Here is a 16,022-nt window from a genome sequence, read left to right as displayed (position 1 = left end):
GTTCTGCGTCGATTTAAGACTCGAAACATGTCGTCTCTCTGGCGCTTGGTCTGCCGTCTGCCTATATTGGCGGAGACGGTCTGCGCTTCCCGGCAGGAGAACATTTTCCCCGGGGCCTTAATGATCCCTAGGGAGCTGTCCCTGGGAAGACCCGTGGGTTTTCTCATACGGCGCCCACCTACTTTGTAGGTTCCCGGGATCGCTCTCTCCACCGGTTGTGTGGATCGTCACCTATCGAAAAGGCCATGTCTGGCGGATCTTGTCGTCGCGCCGCTTTGTGCGGTGCTCTCACGAACGAAAAGTTCGCCCCGCTCCTCCAAAACGTCGCTCGTAAAACTCCATCCAAATCTGACCTTTTCTAACGTCGGCGCATGACATCCCCAAAAGACCTGAAAAAAAATCTCCGCAACCAAGCCCTCGGGCGCCGCGCCGCGCTCGATCCGTTCTGGCGGGTGGAGGCAGCACTCGAAATGGCCGAGACGGCGCGCGACCGGATCACCGTCGCGCCGGGCCAGATCGTCTCAGGCTTCTGGCCGATGCGCTCGGAAGTCGACGTCCGGCCGCTGATGTTTGCCTTGCGCGAAAAGGGGGCAAGGCTCTGCCTGCCGGCCATTCTCGACAAAACCATCATCGTCTTTCGCGAACTGGTGCGCGGCGCGCCGATGGTCGACATGGGCTTCGGCACCGTCGGGCCACACGAGGAAGCCGAGGTGCTCGATCCCCAGCTGATGCTGGTGCCGCTTGCCGCCTTCGATGCGCGCGGCCACCGCATCGGCTATGGCGCCGGCTATTACGACCGGGCGATCGCGCGGCTGGTCGACAAGGGGCAGCAGCCGCGGCTGATCGGCATTGCCTTCGACTGCCAGGAGGTGGCCGTGGTGCCTGACGAGCCGCATGACGTGATCATTCCGGAAATACTCACCGAGAGCGGGTTGCGTCGCTTCGCGCCGAAATTGTAGATAAGTTCCTGGACGCATGGTCTTTTCCGAAAGTCATGCAGCTTGTTGCTTCGCTGACCTTCGGTTCGGGATCACGCTTATATGAGACTTCTCTTCCTCGGCGACATGGTCGGCAAGACAGGACGTACGGCGGTGTGGGAACAACTGCCTGGCCTGATCTCGGATTTCAAGCTCGACTTCGTCATCGTCAATGGCGAGAACGCCGCCGGCGGCTTCGGCATCACCGAGGAGATTTTTCGCGAGACGATCTCGGCCGGCGCCGATGTCGTCACCACCGGCAACCATGTCTGGGACCAGCGCGATGCGCTGATTTTCGCGCCGCGCGAAGAGCGCTTCCTGCGTCCGTCCAATTTCCCCAAGGGTACGCCGGGGCGCGGCTCAGGCGTCTACATCGCCAGGAACGGCGCGCGCGTGCTGGTCGCCAACATCATGGGCCGGGTGTTCATGCATCCCGAGCTCGACGATCCGTTCCAGGCCGGCGAGCGCGAACTTGCCGCTTGTCCGCTTGGCGAGCAGGCCGATGCGATCGTCATCGATTTCCATGCCGAGGCGACCTCGGAAAAAATGTGCTTCGCTCATTTCGTCGACGGCCGTGCCAGCCTTGTTGTCGGCACCCATACGCATCAGCCGACCGGCGACCACCAGATCCTCAATGGCGGCACCGGTTATATTTCCGATGCCGGCATGTGCGGCGATTACGATTCCTCGCTCGGCATGGACAAGGAGGAGCCGCTCAACCGATTCTTGTCCAAGGTGCCGAAAGGCCGCTTCGAGGCGTCGACCGGACCGGCGACATTGTGCGGCGTCGGCGTCGACATTTCCGACCGTAGCGGCCTGACCGAACGGATCGCGCCGTTTCGCCGCGGCCCGCGGCTGGAGGAAACGGCTCCATCCTTCTGGTCGTGACATTGATATAGACGCTTGCAATACCCAATTGCCGGCGAAACTGCTCTAGATCGTAGAGGGGACGACCTCCATGCAGCTAGTCGAATTCCTGGCGCCGCATTTCGCCTTTGTCTCCGACCCGACGGCATGGGTCGCGCTGCTGACGCTGATCGTGCTGGAGGTCGTGCTCGGCATCGATAATCTGATCTTCATCTCGATCCTGACCAACAAATTGCCGGTAGCGCAGCGGGCCCGCGCCCGGCGGCTCGGCATCTCGGCCGCGCTGGTGATGCGGCTGATCCTACTCGCCACCATCTCAATCATCGTCCAACTGACGACGCCGATATTCACCGCCTTCGGCCACGGCTTTTCATGGCGCGACCTGATCCTGATCGCCGGCGGCCTGTTTCTCGTCTGGAAGGCGACCAAGGAGATCCACCACACGGTCGATCTCGATGATCACCAGGACACCATGATGGGCGAGACGCTGCAGCTTTCGCTGGCCGGCGCGATTTTCCAGATATTGCTGCTCGACCTCGTCTTCTCGATCGACTCGATCATCACCGCCGTCGGCATGACCGACGAAATCGCGATCATGTACATCGCGGTGATCGTGGCGGTGAGCGTGATGATGCTGGCGGCCGGGCCGCTGGCCGACTTTATCGCCAGGAACCCCAGCATCGTCATGCTGGCCCTCGGCTTCCTGCTGATGATCGGCATGACGCTGATCGCCGACGGCATGGGTTACCACGTGCCGAAAGGCTACATCTACGCCGCCATGGGCTTTTCGGCACTGGTCGAAGGGCTCAACATGCTGGCGCGGCGGCGGAAGAAGGCAAAAGGCGGCGGGCACTGAGGATGGCCCACCGCGGCTGACCTAATTCCCCGGCACACCCTTCGGATGGCGGTCGCCGATCAGGCCGAGCATCACGCCTTGCTCCAGCCACGCCTTGGCGCCGGCGAGCACCAGCGCAAAACCGCCGGTCGAGCCGATCGCCTGCTTGACCTGCTCATCGGGGCTGCCGACAAAGCCGAAATTGCGGACCTCGACAAAGGTCGTGCCGCCCGGCATCTCGGCGAAAGTCCACACTACCGTGGTCGGCGGATCGCTCCATTGCATGACGATCTTCTTGTTATCGACGATCTCACTGACATTGACCGTCGTCGAGACGCCATACATGCGCCATTCCCAACTGATTTCCTTGCCGCTGTCCAACCTGTCGCTGCCATGGGTGAACCAGAATTTCGTCGTGATCGCCGGATCGACGAAGGCTTCGAATACGTCGGCGACCGGCCGCCTTATCAGCATGCCGGCTTCGGCGGTCGGTGTTTCACGGATTTTCATAGCGTCCTCCTTTCCACGGCGCCGCCCTGTTCACCAGGCATCGGGTTCGCGCACGAGGTGAATGATGTTGGCCGGATTGGTGATCCAGCCGCCGCGAAAGCCTTCACCCAGTGCCTCAATGGCATCGCAGCGCACGACGCCGGCCTCGGCGAGATGCTCCGCAGCGGCCGGAAAATCATCGGTGAACAGTTCCAGCCAGATCTCGGCCTGGCTCATCATCGGCGCCTCGTCGATCCACAGCCGATTGGGACCGAGTTCGAACCCGACGGCCGGCGATTTGGCCGTGAATGGCTTCAGGCCGATGACGTCGCGATAGAAGGCGATCGTTGCCTGGTATTGATGCGGCGGGACTTTCATCGCGATGTTGATGCCGCCGGTGATCTTCGCGGTCATTCTTACTCCATTGCTCTCAGATGTTGTTCTCGTTGGCCGGCTCGCCCTTCATCTCGCTGCGGTAATAGCCGTCGCGCAGATTGATGCCGTATTCGACATAGGCCTTCATGCAGGCCAGCATCTGCGACCAGCCCTCGCAATTGAGGTAGGATTTCTTCAGGCCGACCGCGTTCTCGTGCCAGCCGGTTTCGGCGATGGTGACGAAGGTGCCGCCATCGTCGAGCGGCTCGAAATTCATCTCGATGCGGGTCTTGTAGGCTGGCTTGCCGTCGGCGTCGGTGGCATCCCAGCGCAGCACGATGCGGCTGTCTTTCTTCACCTCGTCGACCTCGACGGGAACCTTGCCCCACCAGATGACGGTGGCGCCCGCCACCAGCAGTGCGCTGGCGCCGCCGATCGTGGTGAAGTAGCCGCTAAGTTTCTTCGGATTGACGACCGCATCGAAGACTTCGGCGACGGGTTTGCCGATGCGGCCAGAAACCCTGAATCCAAGAGACATATCCACAGCTCCTTCCTTGAATGGCTCAAGGATATGTTATAGATATATAACATGTCAAGCCAATCGCGAGACGACAATGTTTTCAAGGCGCTGGCGCATCCGCGCCGGCGTGCGTTGCTGGACCGGCTGAAGGATGCGCCGCAGACCACCGGCATGTTGTGCGATGCCTTCCCCGACATGGACCGCTGCACGGTCATGCTGCACCTGAAGGTGCTGGAGGAGGCCGACCTGGTCGTGGCGCGGCGCGAGGGGCGCGAACGCTGGAACCATCTCAACGCGCTGCCGATCAAGCACATCCACGACCGCTGGATCAGTCAATATGCCACGCACGCGATCAGCATCCTCGACCGGCTGAAATCCGATCTTGAGGGATGAAAGGTTTGCCGAAGCCTGCCGATTTTCGGATCTTGAAAGCCTTGCGTGCCGGCAGCAATGGCGCGGCTGGACGAATTGAGCCGATTTATCTATAAGCCGGCCATTCCGACAGCGAGCGCCGTCCGTCCGTCAGGGACGCAGCAGGACGTTCTGAAATTTTGAATTCGAGCATTTTGCAAGATGCCGGGTGGTTCACCAGGCGGCAGATGCTCTAGCCGAGAAGATGACAGGGGTGCCATGGCTGGCCATTCACAGTTCAAGAACATCATGCACCGCAAGGGCCGCCAGGATGCGGTGCGGTCGAAGATGTTTTCCAAGCTGGCGCGCGAAATCACCGTCGCCGCCAAGAGCGGCACGCCCGATCCATCGATGAACCCGCGCCTGCGCCTTGCGGTGCAGAACGCCAAGGCGGTGTCGATGCCGAAGGACAATATCCAGCGCGCCATCAACAAGGCGTCGATGGGCGATGCCGAGACCTACGAAGCCGTGCGCTACGAGGGTTACGGGCCAGGCGGCGTCGCGCTGATCGTCGAGGCGCTGACCGACAACCGCAACCGCTCGGCGTCGAATGTGCGCGCTGCCTTCACCAAGGCGGGCGGGGCGATGGGCGAGACCGGCTCGGTATCGTTCATGTGGGACCGCGTCGGCGAGATCTACTATCCGGCATCGGCCGGCAGCGCCGAGAAGGTGATGGACGCGGCGATCGAAGCCGGTGCCGACGACGTCCAGTCGGACGAGGAAGGCCACACGATCTACTGCGCTTTCGAGAATCTTGGCGAAGTGTCGAAGGCGCTGGAAGGCGCGCTCGGCGAGGCTGAATCGGTGAAGCCGATCTGGAAGCCGCAGACCAATATCGCGGTCGACGAGGAGCGGGCACAATCGCTGATGAAGCTGGTTGCGACGCTCGAGGACGACGACGACGTGCAAAGCGTCTACGCCAATTTCGAGGTCGACGAGGAGACCTTGGCAAAGCTCAGCGCGGCGTAAGTTCAGAACGCCGCGCACCGATCACGTATCTTTCTTCTAGAGCTGTCAGTTACTGATGGGGGACGGATGACTGACACTGACGAGGCTCGTTTTGCTGACGCGATGTCCTGGCCTCGCCGGGGTGACATATGGCGCCGGCTGTTCGCTTCGATCATCGACTATCTTATCGTCCTGATACCTCTTTACGCACTGGTAGCGGGTTTGTTTCTGCTGACTGACGGCGGAGTCAAAGGCAGCTTTTGGTTGAACTGGAGAATATGTCAGGCGGCTTCGTTAAACGGAGCAAGTGATCCATCACTTGCCCGTTACGATTGGCAGGTATGCAGAACGTCGCTGTTCGGTTTGACGGTCGCCGAATGGGCCCTGGGAACGGCTTCGGGCTCACAGTCTGAAGGAAATCCCTCCGTCTCATTTGATTTGGATTCGCAGGGCAATTTCCGACCGGCAGCATTGGATTTGGGTTTCCTCGAACTGGTCGTTCTCGCGTCTTATCTCCTTGTCATGGAGTTGACCTCTGGCCAGCCAATCGGCAAGCGGTTCGCGGCGCTCATAGTGCATGACCAGGATGACAAAAATAGAATCGGACTACCCGTACGAAAGGCTGTTCGGCGGCAGGGAATGAAATTTCTCGGCGCTTTGCCTATAATGGCCACAGGAGGGTGGTACGCTTTTCAGGCTTGGGGCAGCGCTCCTGGGGTCGCGCAGGACTTCTCCCAGCTGGAGATTGTCGGTGCATACGCTGCGTTGGTCTTAGTTATGGTCTGGCCGATCTGGATCGCAATATCCATAGCTCTTGGCAACGACCCGATACACGATCGATTTGCCGTAACCACAGTCCGCGCAGATGAGACCGAGACATGAGCGAACAGGCGCCCACCGTCCGCATCACCTATTGCACCCAGTGCCAGTGGCTGCTCCGGGCCGGCTGGATGGCGCAGGAACTGCTGTCCACCTTCGGCACCGATCTCGGCGAGGTGACGCTGGTGCCCGGCACCGGCGGCATCTTCACCATTTCCTGCAATGACACGCTGGTCTGGGACCGCAAGCGTGATGGCGGTTTTCCCGACGCCGCAAAGCTCAAGCAACTGGTTCGCGATGTCATCGATCCGGATCGCGATCTCGGCCATGCCGACCGCAAGGGCGATAAGTCAAAAGATCCTGCCTGAAGGCCTTTTACGCTTCCGTCCTGCATTCACCGCCACGCGAAGATGAAGCAGCCCAGCGCCACGATGGCGGTGATGGTGCGGACATGGTTCCACATCACCCAGTCCTTGAGATAGGTGGCCCACACGGCGGCGCCGTTGGCGCTTGCCGGATCGACCGCAGCCAGGGCGTTGTTGAGCGGCACGTTGAACACCATCGTCACGATCGGAGTGCCGACGACATAGATCAGGGCGCCGGCGAGAAGCCAGAACGAACCCGGTTGGCTCCAGCCGATAAGAGCGCCGGCGGCGAGGACAAGACAGACCAGCCCGGTGCCGAAAAGTGCGGTCATGAATGCCGGCGTAATCACGGTGATGTTGATCGAATTCATGGCGGCGATGCCGCCTCCGGCAGGCAAGCGGGCGAGCGCCGGCATGATAAAGTTGGAGAAGGCGAAGAAAACGCCGCCGACAACGCCTGAGCCAATGGCAGCGACGAAGGTGAGGGTGGGAAGCAGTTTCATGATCATGTCAGTTGCTCCAGATGCCGGTTGAGGCGGTTTCGGTTGCGTAGGCGGAAAAGTCCTTTGGGGCGCGGCCGAGCACGCGCTCGACGCCGTCGGTCAGCGACTCGTTGCGGCCGTCGAGGACTTCGGTGAACAGCTCGTTGAGCAGCCACGCGAACTCGGCCGGCAACTCATGCTCGGCGATGGCGGCGGTGAACTCGGCGTTTGAAATCCGCTTGAAACGAATGTCGCGGCCGGCGGCCCTGCCGATCTCGGCGACCGCGTCGGCGAAGCTCAGCAGCCGCGGCCCGGCCAACTCGTAGAGCTGGCCGATATGGCCCTGCCGGGTTAGTACGGCAAAGGCGGCCTCCGCGATATCGTCGGCATCGACGAATGGCTCACCGACATTGCCGACCGGCAACGCCACCTCGCCCTCCACCAAAGATTCGACGAGGAAGCCTTCACTGAAGTTCTGGGAAAACCAGGCGCAGCGCAGGATCGTCCAATCGGCGCATGTGGCTTTCAGCATCTCTTCGGCACGTTGCGCTTCCGTTTCGCCGCGCCCCGACAGCAGCACCAGCCGGCGCACACCACACTCCACAGCAAGACGAGAGAAGGCGCCGACCGTGTCGGCCGCGCCGGGCACCGCAAGATCAGGATAGTAGCTGATGTAGACGGCGCCGACACCATCAAGCGCGGGTTCCCAAGTGGCTTTGTTTTCCCAGTCGAAGGGTGGCGTGCCCGAGCGCGAGCCTATCCGTACCGGCAGGCCCCGCGCCGTCAGCCGCTCGGCGAGGCGACGGCCGGTCTTGCCGGTGCCGCCGAGGATCAAAGTTGGTTTCGTTATAGTAGGGTTCATGTCGATTTTCCTCAGTTTGAAAATGTGAGTAATCCTCACATTTGCAAAACGTGATAAACCCTCGTATTTTGCGAGTCAAGCCAATTTGTTGATTGTTCGTCTGGAGACAGTGATGGAAGGCTCTGCCGTATCGGATTCACAGGACGGCCAGATCGCATCGCCGCGCCGGGCGCCGAGCCAGCAGCGCAGCCGTGAGCGGGTCGAGCGCATGCTGGCTGCCGCCTCGGTGCTGATCGCCGAACAAGGCAGCGACGCCATGCGCATGGGCGAGGTGGCCGAGAGGGCCGGCGTGTCGATCGGCTCGCTCTACCAGTTCTTCCCCGACAAGAGGGCGATCATCTGGGCGCTGGCCGAACGCTACACCGCCGAAAGCCAGGCCTGCATTGCGGCAGCGCTAGCCGAGGTCAATGACGCCGAAGGCCTGCGCCGGGCATTTTCGGAACTGGTGGATATCTACTACGGAATGTTCCTGGCTGAGCCGGTGATGCGCGACATCTGGTCGGGCACGCAGGCCGACAAGGCGTTGCGCGAACTTGAGCTCGCCGACAGCCGGGCCAACGCCGAATTCCTCACTGCGGTGCTGAAGCGGCTGCGGCCATCCGCCGATCCAGAAGCGCTCGAAACGACGGCGTTTCTCATCTGGCAGATGGGCGAGGCCACAATGCGGCTGGCGATCTCGGTCGGGCGGAAAGAGGGCGACAGGCTGGTTGCAGCCTACAAGCGGATGGCCCTGCGCGAGTTGCTCGGCGAGTAGGGCCGTATTTTCGCAACAAAAAACCCGCCACGAAGGCGGGTTTCTCGATCTGCGAAACGCCAATGCGGCTTAGAGGCCGAAGCCTTCGAAACGCTTCTTGAACTTCGACAGGCGGCCACCGCGGTCGAGCAGGGTCTGCTGGCCGCCAGTCCAGGCCGGATGAGTGGTCGGGTCGATGTCGAGGTTCATCGTATCGCCTTCCTTGCCCCAGGTCGAACGAGTCATGTATTCGGTGCCGTCGGTCATGACGACCTTGATGGTGTGGTAGTCGGGATGAATATCGGTCTTCATGGGTCTGTTCCTGGCTTGCCGGGTGCTGCCGACGGGCTAAAGCCTGCGTCGATGCGCCCCTTTTTAAAACTCGAAGCCGCAGCTATTGAGGAGCCACGGCTTCTAAAACGGTCGGCGAGCCTATACATCAGCCGGAATTGAATCACAAGGCCGCGGCAAGCGCATATTGATGGCGCAAGCCTCAAAGGGCCAAAGGAAACGGTCATGGCGAACATCAGCGGCGATGCAGACGAGCGCAGGCGCTCGCTGAAGCCGCTGCAGCGCCTGTTTCCCTACATCACCCATTACCGCAAAATGGTCATCGGCGCGATCGTCTCACTGGCCGTCGCGGCGGCGACGACGCTGGCGCTGCCGCTGGCCGTGCGGCGGATGATCGACCACGGTTTTTCCGCTTCCGATTCCAGCTTCATTGCCGAATATTTCGCCATGCTGGTGGTGATGGCCGCCGTTCTGGCGGCGGCATCGGCCAGCCGCTACTATTTCGTCATCACGCTCGGCGAGCGCGTCGTTGCCGATATCCGCCGCGATGTCTTTGCCCACGTCACAACACTGTCGCCATCCTTTTTCGACACGGCCCAGTCGGGCGAGATCGTCTCGCGGCTCGCCGCCGACACGACACAGGTCAAATCGGCCGTCGGTGCCACCGCCTCGGTGGCTTTGCGCAACGTCATCCTCGGCCTGGGCGCCGTGGCGATGATGGTCTTCACCAGCCCAAAACTGTCCGGCCTGGTCATCGCGGCCATTCCGCTAATCGTGCTGCCGCTGGTCGCCTTCGGCCGCTCGGTGCGGCGCAAGTCACGGCTGGCGCAGGATACTCTGGCCAATGCCACCGCCTACGCCAGCGAGCAGATCGGCGCGGTGCGCACCCTGCAGGCCTTCACCAACGAGAAGCTTGTAACCGGGTATTTTTCATCCGCAGTGGAAGCAGCGTTCGAAGCGGCGCGGGCCTCGATCTTTGCCCGCTCCTTTCTCACCTTCTTCGCCATCTTCATGATCTTTTCGTCAGTCGTGGCGGTGCTGTGGTTCGGTTCGCGCGACGTGCTCGACGGCACGCTGTCGCCGGGCACGCTCGGTCAATTCCTGCTCTATTCGGTGTTCGCCGCCGGCGCGCTCGGCGCCCTGTCGGAGGTCTGGGGCGAACTGTCCCAGGCAGCGGGCGCTGCCGAACGGCTGACCGAGATTCTGGCCGAGAAACCCGCGATCCAGGCGCCCGCCGATCCGAAGCCGCTGCCGGCAAAGGCGAGAGGCGCGATCAGTTTCGACGATGTCTCCTTCTCCTATCCGGCCCGGCCCGACCGCGCCGCCGTCCATGGCCTGAGCTTTCAGATCAAACCCGGTGAGACGGTGGCGATCGTCGGGCCATCCGGCGCCGGCAAGAGCACGGTGTTTTCGCTGCTTCTGCGCTTCTACGATCCGGAGGCCGGCAGGATCGTCATCGACGGGGTCGATCTGCGCGAGGCCGATCCGGCCGCGATCCGCGCGCGCATCGCCATCGTGCCGCAGGACGTCACCATCTTTGCCGCAAGCGCGCGCGACAATATCGGCTTTGGCCGGCCTGGCGCCAGCCAGGCCGAGATCGAGGCGGCGGCGAAGGACGCGCTGGCCGACGAGTTCATCCTGAAACTCGAAAAGGGCTATGACAGCCAGGTCGGCGAGCGCGGCGTGACGCTGTCGGGCGGCCAGCGCCAGCGCGTGGCGATCGCCCGCGCCATTTTGCGCGATGCGCCCATCCTGCTGCTCGACGAGGCGACCTCGGCGCTAGATGCCGAAAGCGAGACGCTGGTGCAGACGGCGCTGGACCGGCTGATGAAGGGCCGCACCACGATCGTCATCGCCCATCGGCTGGCAACCGTGCTGAAGGCCGATCGCATCCTGGTCATGGATGGCGGCCGCATCGTCGAGGAAGGCACGCATCAGAGCCTGGTCGCCAAGGGCGGCATCTATGCGCGGCTGGCCAAGCTGCAGTTCGATACCGGGGCGAATGCTTTCAGGGGCGCGGCCGAGTAGCATCGCTCCATCCCGATGAAATCGGGATGAGGCTCCATCTTCTTGTTTGACCATGATCTTTTCCGAAAACCGGCATCCACTTTTCGGGATCATGGTCCCCAGCGGCCGCCGAGATTCTTCAGCTACCGAAAGCTCGGCGTTTGCCGCGTCGATAGGCGATGAACAGGGGAACGCCGACAAGCAACGACAACAAAAGCATGCTGGCGACGGTCTGTCGCTGCTCCTTTGCCGGATCGCTGAGCTGCACATCGGCAGGCGGCTCTTCATAGGTAAAATCGTACTGCCAGCGAATTTGGTCTGCGACGTCATCGACGGTTTTCAGATAATCGGCAATCGCCTTGGCCGGTACTTCAGTCGCCAGCGTCTGAAAGTTCCATTCAACTTGAAATTCGGTGGGCGTGTTGGACCAGGACGCCTTGAGAGACAGATAGGGCGTCACGACGTTTTTCATCGACTCGCCGGAAAACCTCGCCTTGAGGTTGCGCACGGTCACCTTGTGGCGGCGGTAGAACTGGGGGCCGAGGGAGACGGGCCCGGTTCGGTCGACGATTGTCGGGGTTGGAAGAGAGTTGTTGCCGAGATCGGCCGCGCGGATCGGGAAATTCTTTGCCAGATCGTTGGCCGTCAGCGCCTCCGCTGGCAAGCGATAACTTTCCTTCACGCTCACTATGTTGCCGTCGCGGCGATCCACGATTTCCGGCTTGGCGATGGTTTGGATGCCCGGATATTGCTTGTTGTAGTATTTCAGGTAGGCGTCCGACACCTCGCTCAGCGACCGGCTGGCGAAATTGCCGCGCATCCAATCGGCATCGGCGTCCTCATATGTCGAGAAGACCGTCAGCACGAGGGGATCGCCCGGTTTCCGCGGAAAGTCGAATTCCTCGGCGATCTGGATCGACGGGCTGGTAAGCACAGGGCTCGGCATCTTCTCCAACCCGCCGGTGCTGGAAAGCGGCAGCGCGAAGCCGTAGTCCGGCTGTGCGAGATTGTGCGCCCTGCCGCCCTGAAGATAGTTCGTGGCGTCCAGCCAATATGTCTTTGCTCCGATCCTTGCCTTGACGATGGCATGGTCGAAATCGCGGAGCGCCGGCAGATGCTGGTCCAGGGCCCGTCCCTCGTCGAGATCGGCCAAGGCGACCTCGGCAGCAATGCCAAGCCGCACAAGCGATGAAACCAGCAGCAGGGCTTTGTCCTTGCAGTCACCGAACCCGCTCAGGATGACCGTCGCGGGATCACGCGGAACGTAGGAACCGGCACCCATCGACAGGCTTACATAGCGGATCTGGTCCTGCACCAACCGCATTGCCTCGACCATCCGGTCTTCGGGCACCGGATGCCGCAGAGCGATGTCGTCGAGCTTTGCGGCAAAAGCCGAGGGAAAAACGGTCGCTGGCTTGTAATAGGGCGCAACGGCATCGACCACACTTTGCCAATTCGCGGTAGACGCGACATCGATGGAGCCCCAGCCTGGATAGGTCACGGGCAGGTTATCCTCGACATTGACCGGTTTCGGGTTTGGAATTTCCCATAGATAGGTGGTGTCCGGCCCAGTCGGGGAGATTGAGGGCTTAAGTCGGGTTCCCCTTGTCTTGATCTGGAGCGGCTGGCCCGAGGGCCAAATGATGCTTGTGCGGATAAGCGCTACCGGCTCTTCCCATTCGGTGGAGAAATTCTTGAAGAAAAGGTCCTTGCCGACCAGCGGTGTTACTTCGTAGGTCGACCCGTAATCGACGATGTCGCCGGCACGCACGTCATCGATGTTGACATGTGCTGTCAGCCAGCCGTCGAAGACGCCTTTCTCGGCGTCTCTTTCCCTGCGGAAGATGTCGAATCCGACGCCTTCCAGCCGGTCCAAAACGGCACCATCGCGGATGATGTGAAGATGGTTGAGCGTGACCTTGTGCCGGGACGGATCGAACTGCAGATCGATACTCGCGCCACGATCCAGGCCGGGACGGTCGACGATTTTATAGACGGTGCGCGAGTACTCGACATAGCCGCCGGCGCGATGCTTGATCTGGTCGTCCGAGAGCAGCCATGAAACGCCATTCTTGATTTGATCCGATCGGGTGGGATCGGCAGCCGGAATATCAAGCTGCTTTACCCAGCTTTCTGCCGGACCCTTGAGAACCATGTCGTCGGACATGGCCGGAGAACTCAGGCCGATCAATAAGATGAAAAATACCAAGCGGGGCCAGAAAGACTTCATCCTATGAAAACTGTAACAGACAGACATCTACGCTCGCCCAACTTGGAAGAACTCCTTTTTCAGAGGCTTTCCCACCAAAGTAAAGGCCAGTTTCGCGGATTTCTGCAAGTCACCGCGGCAAGAACCTGGAATAGACGAAGCGGCTCAGTTCCCGTACCGCTTCTTCAGATGGTCAGTGAAATGTGCGGCATCGAGCTTTTCGCCGGTAGCGCGTTCGAGCAGTTCCGGTGTCGACCAGCGCGAGCCTTGCGACCAGATCCTTTTGCGGCGCCAGTCGTTGATCGCGGCGAAATCTCCCTTGGCGAGGTCTTCGTCGGCTGAAGGATGATCCCTGGTCAGCGCCGCCCATTGCTGCGCCGCCATCATGGCGCCCAGCGTGTAGGAGGGGAAATAGCCGAAGGCGGCACCCGGCCAGTGGACGTCCTGCATCGGACCGTCAGCCGGATTGTCTGATGTCGACAGGCCGAGATAATCGCGCATCTTGGCATCCCAGGCTTCGGGCAGGTCGGCTGCTTCCAGCCGTCCCGAGACAAGCTCCTGCTCCAGCTCGTAGCGCAGGATGACGTGCAGCGGATAGGTGACCTCGTCGGCATCGACGCGGATCAGGCCGCGCTCGACCCGGTGTACATGCGGCAGGATGTCGTCGATCGTCCAGCTCTCGCCGAGGTGTCTTTCGACCACCGGCAGCGCCCAGCGCCAGAATTCTGGATTGCGGCCGATCTGCTTTTCGACGAACAGGCTCTGGCTTTCATGCACCGCCATGCCGCGCGCTCTGCCCAGAGGCCAGTGCGCCCACGCCTTCGGCAGGTTCTGCTCGTACAGCGCATGGCCGGTCTCGTGCAGCACGCCCATCAGCGCCGACAGGAAATCCGAGGTCTTGTAGCGGGTGGTGATGCGCACGTCGCTCGGCACGCCGCCGCAGAAGGGATGGTGCGAAACCGACAGCGAGCCGTGGGTGAGGTCGAAGCCGACCGCCGCCATCATGGCGAGGCCAAGCTCGCGCTGCTTGTCCAAGGGGTATCTGCCGGAAAGCGGCTTCAGCGGATGTTTCGCCAGCCGCTCTTCCTGCACGGCCAGTGCCTCCGGCACGAAGCCTTTCAGGAAGGTCTTCAACTCGACAAACACAGGCGTGATGTCGGCGGCGCGATTGCCCGGGTCATATTGCTCCATGAGCGCGTCGTAAGGCTCGAGCCCGAGCACCTCGGCGCGAAGGGCCGCCTCCTCGCGGACCAGCGCCACGACGCCTTCGAGCGCCGGTAGGAAACCCGCCCAGTCGTTCTTGGCGCGCAGGTCGCGCCAGAGCTGCTCGGAGCGCATGCGCGCGGTCGTCTGGCGCTCGACGAACTCGACCGGCAGGCAGGTCAGGTTGGTGTATTGCCGGCGGAATTCCCTGACCGCGGCCTGCTGCTCTTCGTTCAGCGCCTCCTGCTCGGCCGCCGCGATCCAGTCGGCAATCTCCGGCGCAGTCGCCCGGGCATGGTGCATGCCCGCAAGCGCCGACATTGCCTCTGCGCGCTTCTCGCCGCCGCCGACCGCCATATGGGTCGCCTCGTCGGCGCCGAGGATGGCGAGGGCGTGTTCCAGCGCTTCGAGCTTGTGGCCGAGGTCGTCGAGTTTTTGAAAGGACATTGTGGGTTCCGCTGATTTGACGGCGGGAAAAGATACCAATGCAAAAGTGTTGGCAACCCCGAAGCCGTCCGCGATCGACGCATCGACTGCCGGCTGCAACGGCCGAAAAGCATCTTGTGGAAGCGGTGGCGTGCGTGGTCAATGTCGTCCGGCGGCGGCAGACCGCGATGCGGAGACGAAACATGATCGCCAATGTGCTGGTCGGGCTGGTGGCCGTGATCCACCTCTGCATCGTCTATCTTGAGATGGTGCTGTAGGACACGCCGCGCGGCCATATGGTATCCAGGCTGACGCCGGAATTCGCCAGGGCCTCGAAAGTGCTCGCGGCCAATCAGGGGCTTTACAACGGCTTTCTCGCAGCCAGCCTGATCTGGGGCTTTACCTCGGCGAAGCCGGTTTCCAGTAGTCTTCTTCCTGCTCTGCGTCGCCGTCGCCGGCCTTTACGGCAGCGACGGCGGGCCGTAAAATCCTGTTCATCGAGACAGTGCCGGCAGCGCTGGCGCTGATTGCACTGGCGGTGGGCTAGCGCATGATCCCTGAACCGAAAGCTGGAACGGGATCATGCGCAAATCAATTGCCACAGCGCCGGGCACTGCGGCCGATTTCAGCCGCCTGGATAAGTTGGGCCATAGCCGTTGGGATAGTATCCGCCATCGGCGCCGTTGCCGATGAGGAAGGCACTGCCGGTGTCAGCGCGCAGCTTTTGGCTGACATCGTCGAGCTGCGCCAGCAACTGCTGATATTGCGTGCTCGGCATGGTTCCATCGCGTGCGGCCCTCTGGGCGGCCCGATCGAGTTGAGCGACCTGCGTGCGCAAGTCACGTGCCTCGCCCGGCTCGAGCTTGTTCGCCCGGATGGCGCCCTGGATACCCGTCTCCACGCTCTGGATCTGATTGATCAAGGCCGTCGCACGCGGGCCGGCGTAAGCGCCAGCAAACGGAACGGCGAGGAGCAGTGTGGCGAGCGTAGCAGTCCTGAGATTCCTGGGAGCGAAGAAGCGCATGGTTGCGTCTCCTTTACTGGGGAAGGCGGTGGTTGGGAGGGTCCTGCCTTCCGGCCGCGGGCCGTCAGGTTCCGTCGCGTCGCGATGAGCGGTTCCACCGCCGGCGGTTCTCGGCCCATGACCAAGGCTAAAAGGCCATGGCGGCAAAGTGTAATTAAAAAAAGGTAATTTTTTTCAGC

18 protein-coding genes, 1 other RNA gene and 1 pseudogene are annotated in these 16,022 nt (G+C 61.7%); 11 read left to right on the top strand and 9 right to left on the bottom strand.

All coding sequences use genetic code 11. The features are described 5' to 3' along the window. The first annotated feature begins 74 nt into the window (after positions 1–74). The 4 genes from ssrS to NKI58_RS02345 all read left to right on the top strand — a co-directional run bounded on the left by ssrS (position 75) and on the right by NKI58_RS02345 (position 2,700). Positions 75–230: non-coding RNA, 6S RNA (ssrS, locus tag NKI58_RS02360), on the top strand. A gap of 141 nt (positions 231–371) precedes the next feature. Beyond that, positions 372–959, top strand: coding sequence for a 5-formyltetrahydrofolate cyclo-ligase (locus NKI58_RS02355; protein WP_352783084.1), 588 nt, complete (start codon positions 372–374; stop codon positions 957–959). 81 nt (positions 960–1,040) lie between these two features. Then, complete coding sequence (locus NKI58_RS02350; protein WP_023678036.1) at positions 1,041–1,865, top strand: TIGR00282 family metallophosphoesterase; 825 nt, start codon at positions 1,041–1,043, stop codon at positions 1,863–1,865. 70 nt (positions 1,866–1,935) lie between these two features. Beyond that, the gene (locus NKI58_RS02345) at positions 1,936–2,700 is read left to right on the top strand and encodes a TerC family protein (protein WP_023678035.1); all 765 of its coding nucleotides are present in this window, start codon (positions 1,936–1,938) and stop codon (positions 2,698–2,700) included. 21 nt (positions 2,701–2,721) lie between these two features. Here NKI58_RS02345 and NKI58_RS02340 read toward each other — a convergent pair whose 3' ends face one another. From NKI58_RS02340 to NKI58_RS02330, 3 genes are read right to left on the bottom strand one after another with little or no spacing between them, the layout of a single operon-like run. Beyond that, positions 2,722–3,189, bottom strand: a complete 468-nt coding sequence (locus NKI58_RS02340; protein WP_023678034.1) for an SRPBCC family protein — start codon at positions 3,187–3,189, stop codon at positions 2,722–2,724. Positions 3,190–3,219: 30 nt separating this feature from the next. Beyond that, positions 3,220–3,582, bottom strand: coding sequence for a VOC family protein (locus NKI58_RS02335; RefSeq protein ID WP_023678033.1), 363 nt, complete (start codon positions 3,580–3,582; stop codon positions 3,220–3,222). Positions 3,583–3,598: 16 nt separating this feature from the next. After that, complete coding sequence (locus NKI58_RS02330; protein WP_352574684.1) at positions 3,599–4,081, bottom strand: SRPBCC domain-containing protein; 483 nt, start codon at positions 4,079–4,081, stop codon at positions 3,599–3,601. Positions 4,082–4,132: 51 nt separating this feature from the next. On the opposite strand from NKI58_RS02330, the gene NKI58_RS02325 reads away from it, so the two are divergent. From NKI58_RS02325 to NKI58_RS02310, 4 genes are all read left to right on the top strand, one after another. Continuing rightward, positions 4,133–4,456 carry an ArsR/SmtB family transcription factor gene (locus NKI58_RS02325; RefSeq protein WP_023678030.1) on the top strand — a complete coding sequence of 108 codons (324 nt, stop codon included), beginning with the start codon at positions 4,133–4,135 and terminating at the stop codon, positions 4,454–4,456. 237 nt (positions 4,457–4,693) lie between these two features. After that, positions 4,694–5,443 carry a YebC/PmpR family DNA-binding transcriptional regulator gene (locus NKI58_RS02320; protein ID WP_023678028.1) on the top strand — a complete coding sequence of 250 codons (750 nt, stop codon included), beginning with the start codon at positions 4,694–4,696 and terminating at the stop codon, positions 5,441–5,443. A 66-nt stretch (positions 5,444–5,509) separates the two neighbouring features. Continuing rightward, positions 5,510–6,304 (top strand): RDD family protein, encoded by a 795-nt coding sequence (locus NKI58_RS02315; RefSeq protein ID WP_352574686.1) that lies wholly within the window; start codon positions 5,510–5,512, stop codon positions 6,302–6,304. Then, a complete protein-coding gene (locus NKI58_RS02310) occupies positions 6,301–6,609 on the top strand; it encodes an Rdx family protein (protein ID WP_352574687.1) in 309 nt (102 codons plus the stop codon). The genes NKI58_RS02315 and NKI58_RS02310 overlap by 4 nt, the downstream gene beginning before the upstream one ends. 26 nt (positions 6,610–6,635) lie before the next feature. Here the strand turns inward: NKI58_RS02310 and NKI58_RS02305 are convergent, their stop codons facing one another. Both NKI58_RS02305 and NKI58_RS02300 read right to left on the bottom strand, forming a co-directional pair. After that, positions 6,636–7,115, bottom strand: a complete 480-nt coding sequence (locus NKI58_RS02305) for an anthrone oxygenase family protein (RefSeq protein ID WP_352783091.1) — start codon at positions 7,113–7,115, stop codon at positions 6,636–6,638. 1 nt (position 7,116) lies between these two features. Then, the gene (locus tag NKI58_RS02300; RefSeq protein WP_352574691.1) at positions 7,117–7,950 is read right to left on the bottom strand and encodes a Rossmann-fold NAD(P)-binding domain-containing protein; all 834 of its coding nucleotides are present in this window, start codon (positions 7,948–7,950) and stop codon (positions 7,117–7,119) included. A 112-nt stretch (positions 7,951–8,062) separates the two neighbouring features. Here NKI58_RS02300 and NKI58_RS02295 point away from each other — a divergent pair, with 112 nt between their 5' ends. Next, positions 8,063–8,704, top strand: a complete 642-nt coding sequence (locus NKI58_RS02295) for a TetR/AcrR family transcriptional regulator (RefSeq protein ID WP_352783095.1) — start codon at positions 8,063–8,065, stop codon at positions 8,702–8,704. Between the two features lie 69 nt (positions 8,705–8,773). On the opposite strand, the gene rpmE is transcribed toward NKI58_RS02295, so the two are convergent. Continuing rightward, complete coding sequence (gene rpmE / locus NKI58_RS02290; RefSeq protein ID WP_006327661.1) at positions 8,774–8,995, bottom strand: 50S ribosomal protein L31; 222 nt, start codon at positions 8,993–8,995, stop codon at positions 8,774–8,776. A 204-nt stretch (positions 8,996–9,199) separates the two neighbouring features. Between rpmE and NKI58_RS02285 the strand changes: the two genes are divergently transcribed. Continuing rightward, entirely contained in the window at positions 9,200–11,002 is a 1,803-nt protein-coding gene (locus NKI58_RS02285) for an ABC transporter transmembrane domain-containing protein (RefSeq protein ID WP_352783098.1), read from the top strand. Between the two features lie 118 nt (positions 11,003–11,120). Here NKI58_RS02285 and NKI58_RS02280 read toward each other — a convergent pair whose 3' ends face one another. Then, entirely contained in the window at positions 11,121–13,148 is a 2,028-nt protein-coding gene (locus NKI58_RS02280; RefSeq protein ID WP_352783101.1) for a DUF3857 domain-containing protein, read from the bottom strand. A gap of 207 nt (positions 13,149–13,355) precedes the next feature. Then, positions 13,356–14,840: a carboxypeptidase M32 gene (locus NKI58_RS02275; RefSeq protein WP_352454909.1), complete on the bottom strand. Its 1,485-nt coding sequence runs from the start codon at positions 14,838–14,840 to the stop codon at positions 13,356–13,358. Positions 14,841–15,022: 182 nt separating this feature from the next. On the opposite strand from NKI58_RS02275, the pseudogene NKI58_RS02270 reads away from it, so the two are divergent. Continuing rightward, positions 15,023–15,366 (top strand): annotated as a pseudogene (locus NKI58_RS02270) (DUF1304 domain-containing protein). Positions 15,367–15,444: 78 nt separating this feature from the next. Here NKI58_RS02270 and NKI58_RS02265 read toward each other — a convergent pair. After that, on the bottom strand, positions 15,445–15,843 hold the full coding sequence (locus NKI58_RS02265; RefSeq protein ID WP_352454908.1) for a hypothetical protein: 399 nt from the start codon (positions 15,841–15,843) through the stop codon (positions 15,445–15,447). Between the last annotated feature and the right edge of the window lie 179 nt (positions 15,844–16,022).

The organism is Mesorhizobium sp. M0522, from assembly GCF_040321085.1.
Classification (GTDB): Bacteria; Pseudomonadota; Alphaproteobacteria; order Rhizobiales; family Rhizobiaceae; genus Mesorhizobium.
The sequence above is the reverse complement of the archived record's forward strand: the minus strand, read 5'-3'. Positions and strand labels throughout refer to the sequence as shown.

Excerpts from the sequence above, each read along its gene's own strand:
- NKI58_RS02275 (WP_352454909.1), bottom strand. The coding sequence starts at position 14,840 with ATGTCCTTTCAAAAACTCGACGACCTCGGCCACAAGCTCGAAGCGCTG.
- NKI58_RS02330 (WP_352574684.1), bottom strand. The coding sequence starts at position 4,081 with ATGTCTCTTGGATTCAGGGTTTCTGGCCGCATCGGCAAACCCGTCGCC.
- NKI58_RS02280 (WP_352783101.1), bottom strand. The coding sequence starts at position 13,148 with ATGTCCGACGACATGGTTCTCAAGGGTCCGGCAGAAAGCTGGGTAAAG.
- NKI58_RS02265 (WP_352454908.1), bottom strand. The coding sequence starts at position 15,843 with ATGCGCTTCTTCGCTCCCAGGAATCTCAGGACTGCTACGCTCGCCACA.
- NKI58_RS02320 (WP_023678028.1), top strand. The coding sequence starts at position 4,694 with ATGGCTGGCCATTCACAGTTCAAGAACATCATGCACCGCAAGGGCCGC.
- NKI58_RS02350 (WP_023678036.1), top strand. The coding sequence starts at position 1,041 with ATGAGACTTCTCTTCCTCGGCGACATGGTCGGCAAGACAGGACGTACG.
- NKI58_RS02335 (WP_023678033.1), bottom strand. The coding sequence starts at position 3,582 with ATGACCGCGAAGATCACCGGCGGCATCAACATCGCGATGAAAGTCCCG.
- NKI58_RS02285 (WP_352783098.1), top strand. The coding sequence starts at position 9,200 with ATGGCGAACATCAGCGGCGATGCAGACGAGCGCAGGCGCTCGCTGAAG.
- rpmE (WP_006327661.1), bottom strand. The coding sequence starts at position 8,995 with ATGAAGACCGATATTCATCCCGACTACCACACCATCAAGGTCGTCATG.
- NKI58_RS02310 (WP_352574687.1), top strand. The coding sequence starts at position 6,301 with ATGAGCGAACAGGCGCCCACCGTCCGCATCACCTATTGCACCCAGTGC.
- NKI58_RS02315 (WP_352574686.1), top strand. The coding sequence starts at position 5,510 with ATGACTGACACTGACGAGGCTCGTTTTGCTGACGCGATGTCCTGGCCT.
- NKI58_RS02295 (WP_352783095.1), top strand. The coding sequence starts at position 8,063 with ATGGAAGGCTCTGCCGTATCGGATTCACAGGACGGCCAGATCGCATCG.
- NKI58_RS02340 (WP_023678034.1), bottom strand. The coding sequence starts at position 3,189 with ATGAAAATCCGTGAAACACCGACCGCCGAAGCCGGCATGCTGATAAGG.
- NKI58_RS02300 (WP_352574691.1), bottom strand. The coding sequence starts at position 7,950 with ATGAACCCTACTATAACGAAACCAACTTTGATCCTCGGCGGCACCGGC.
- NKI58_RS02345 (WP_023678035.1), top strand. The coding sequence starts at position 1,936 with ATGCAGCTAGTCGAATTCCTGGCGCCGCATTTCGCCTTTGTCTCCGAC.
- NKI58_RS02325 (WP_023678030.1), top strand. The coding sequence starts at position 4,133 with ATGTCAAGCCAATCGCGAGACGACAATGTTTTCAAGGCGCTGGCGCAT.
- NKI58_RS02305 (WP_352783091.1), bottom strand. The coding sequence starts at position 7,115 with ATGATCATGAAACTGCTTCCCACCCTCACCTTCGTCGCTGCCATTGGC.
- NKI58_RS02355 (WP_352783084.1), top strand. The coding sequence starts at position 372 with ATGACATCCCCAAAAGACCTGAAAAAAAATCTCCGCAACCAAGCCCTC.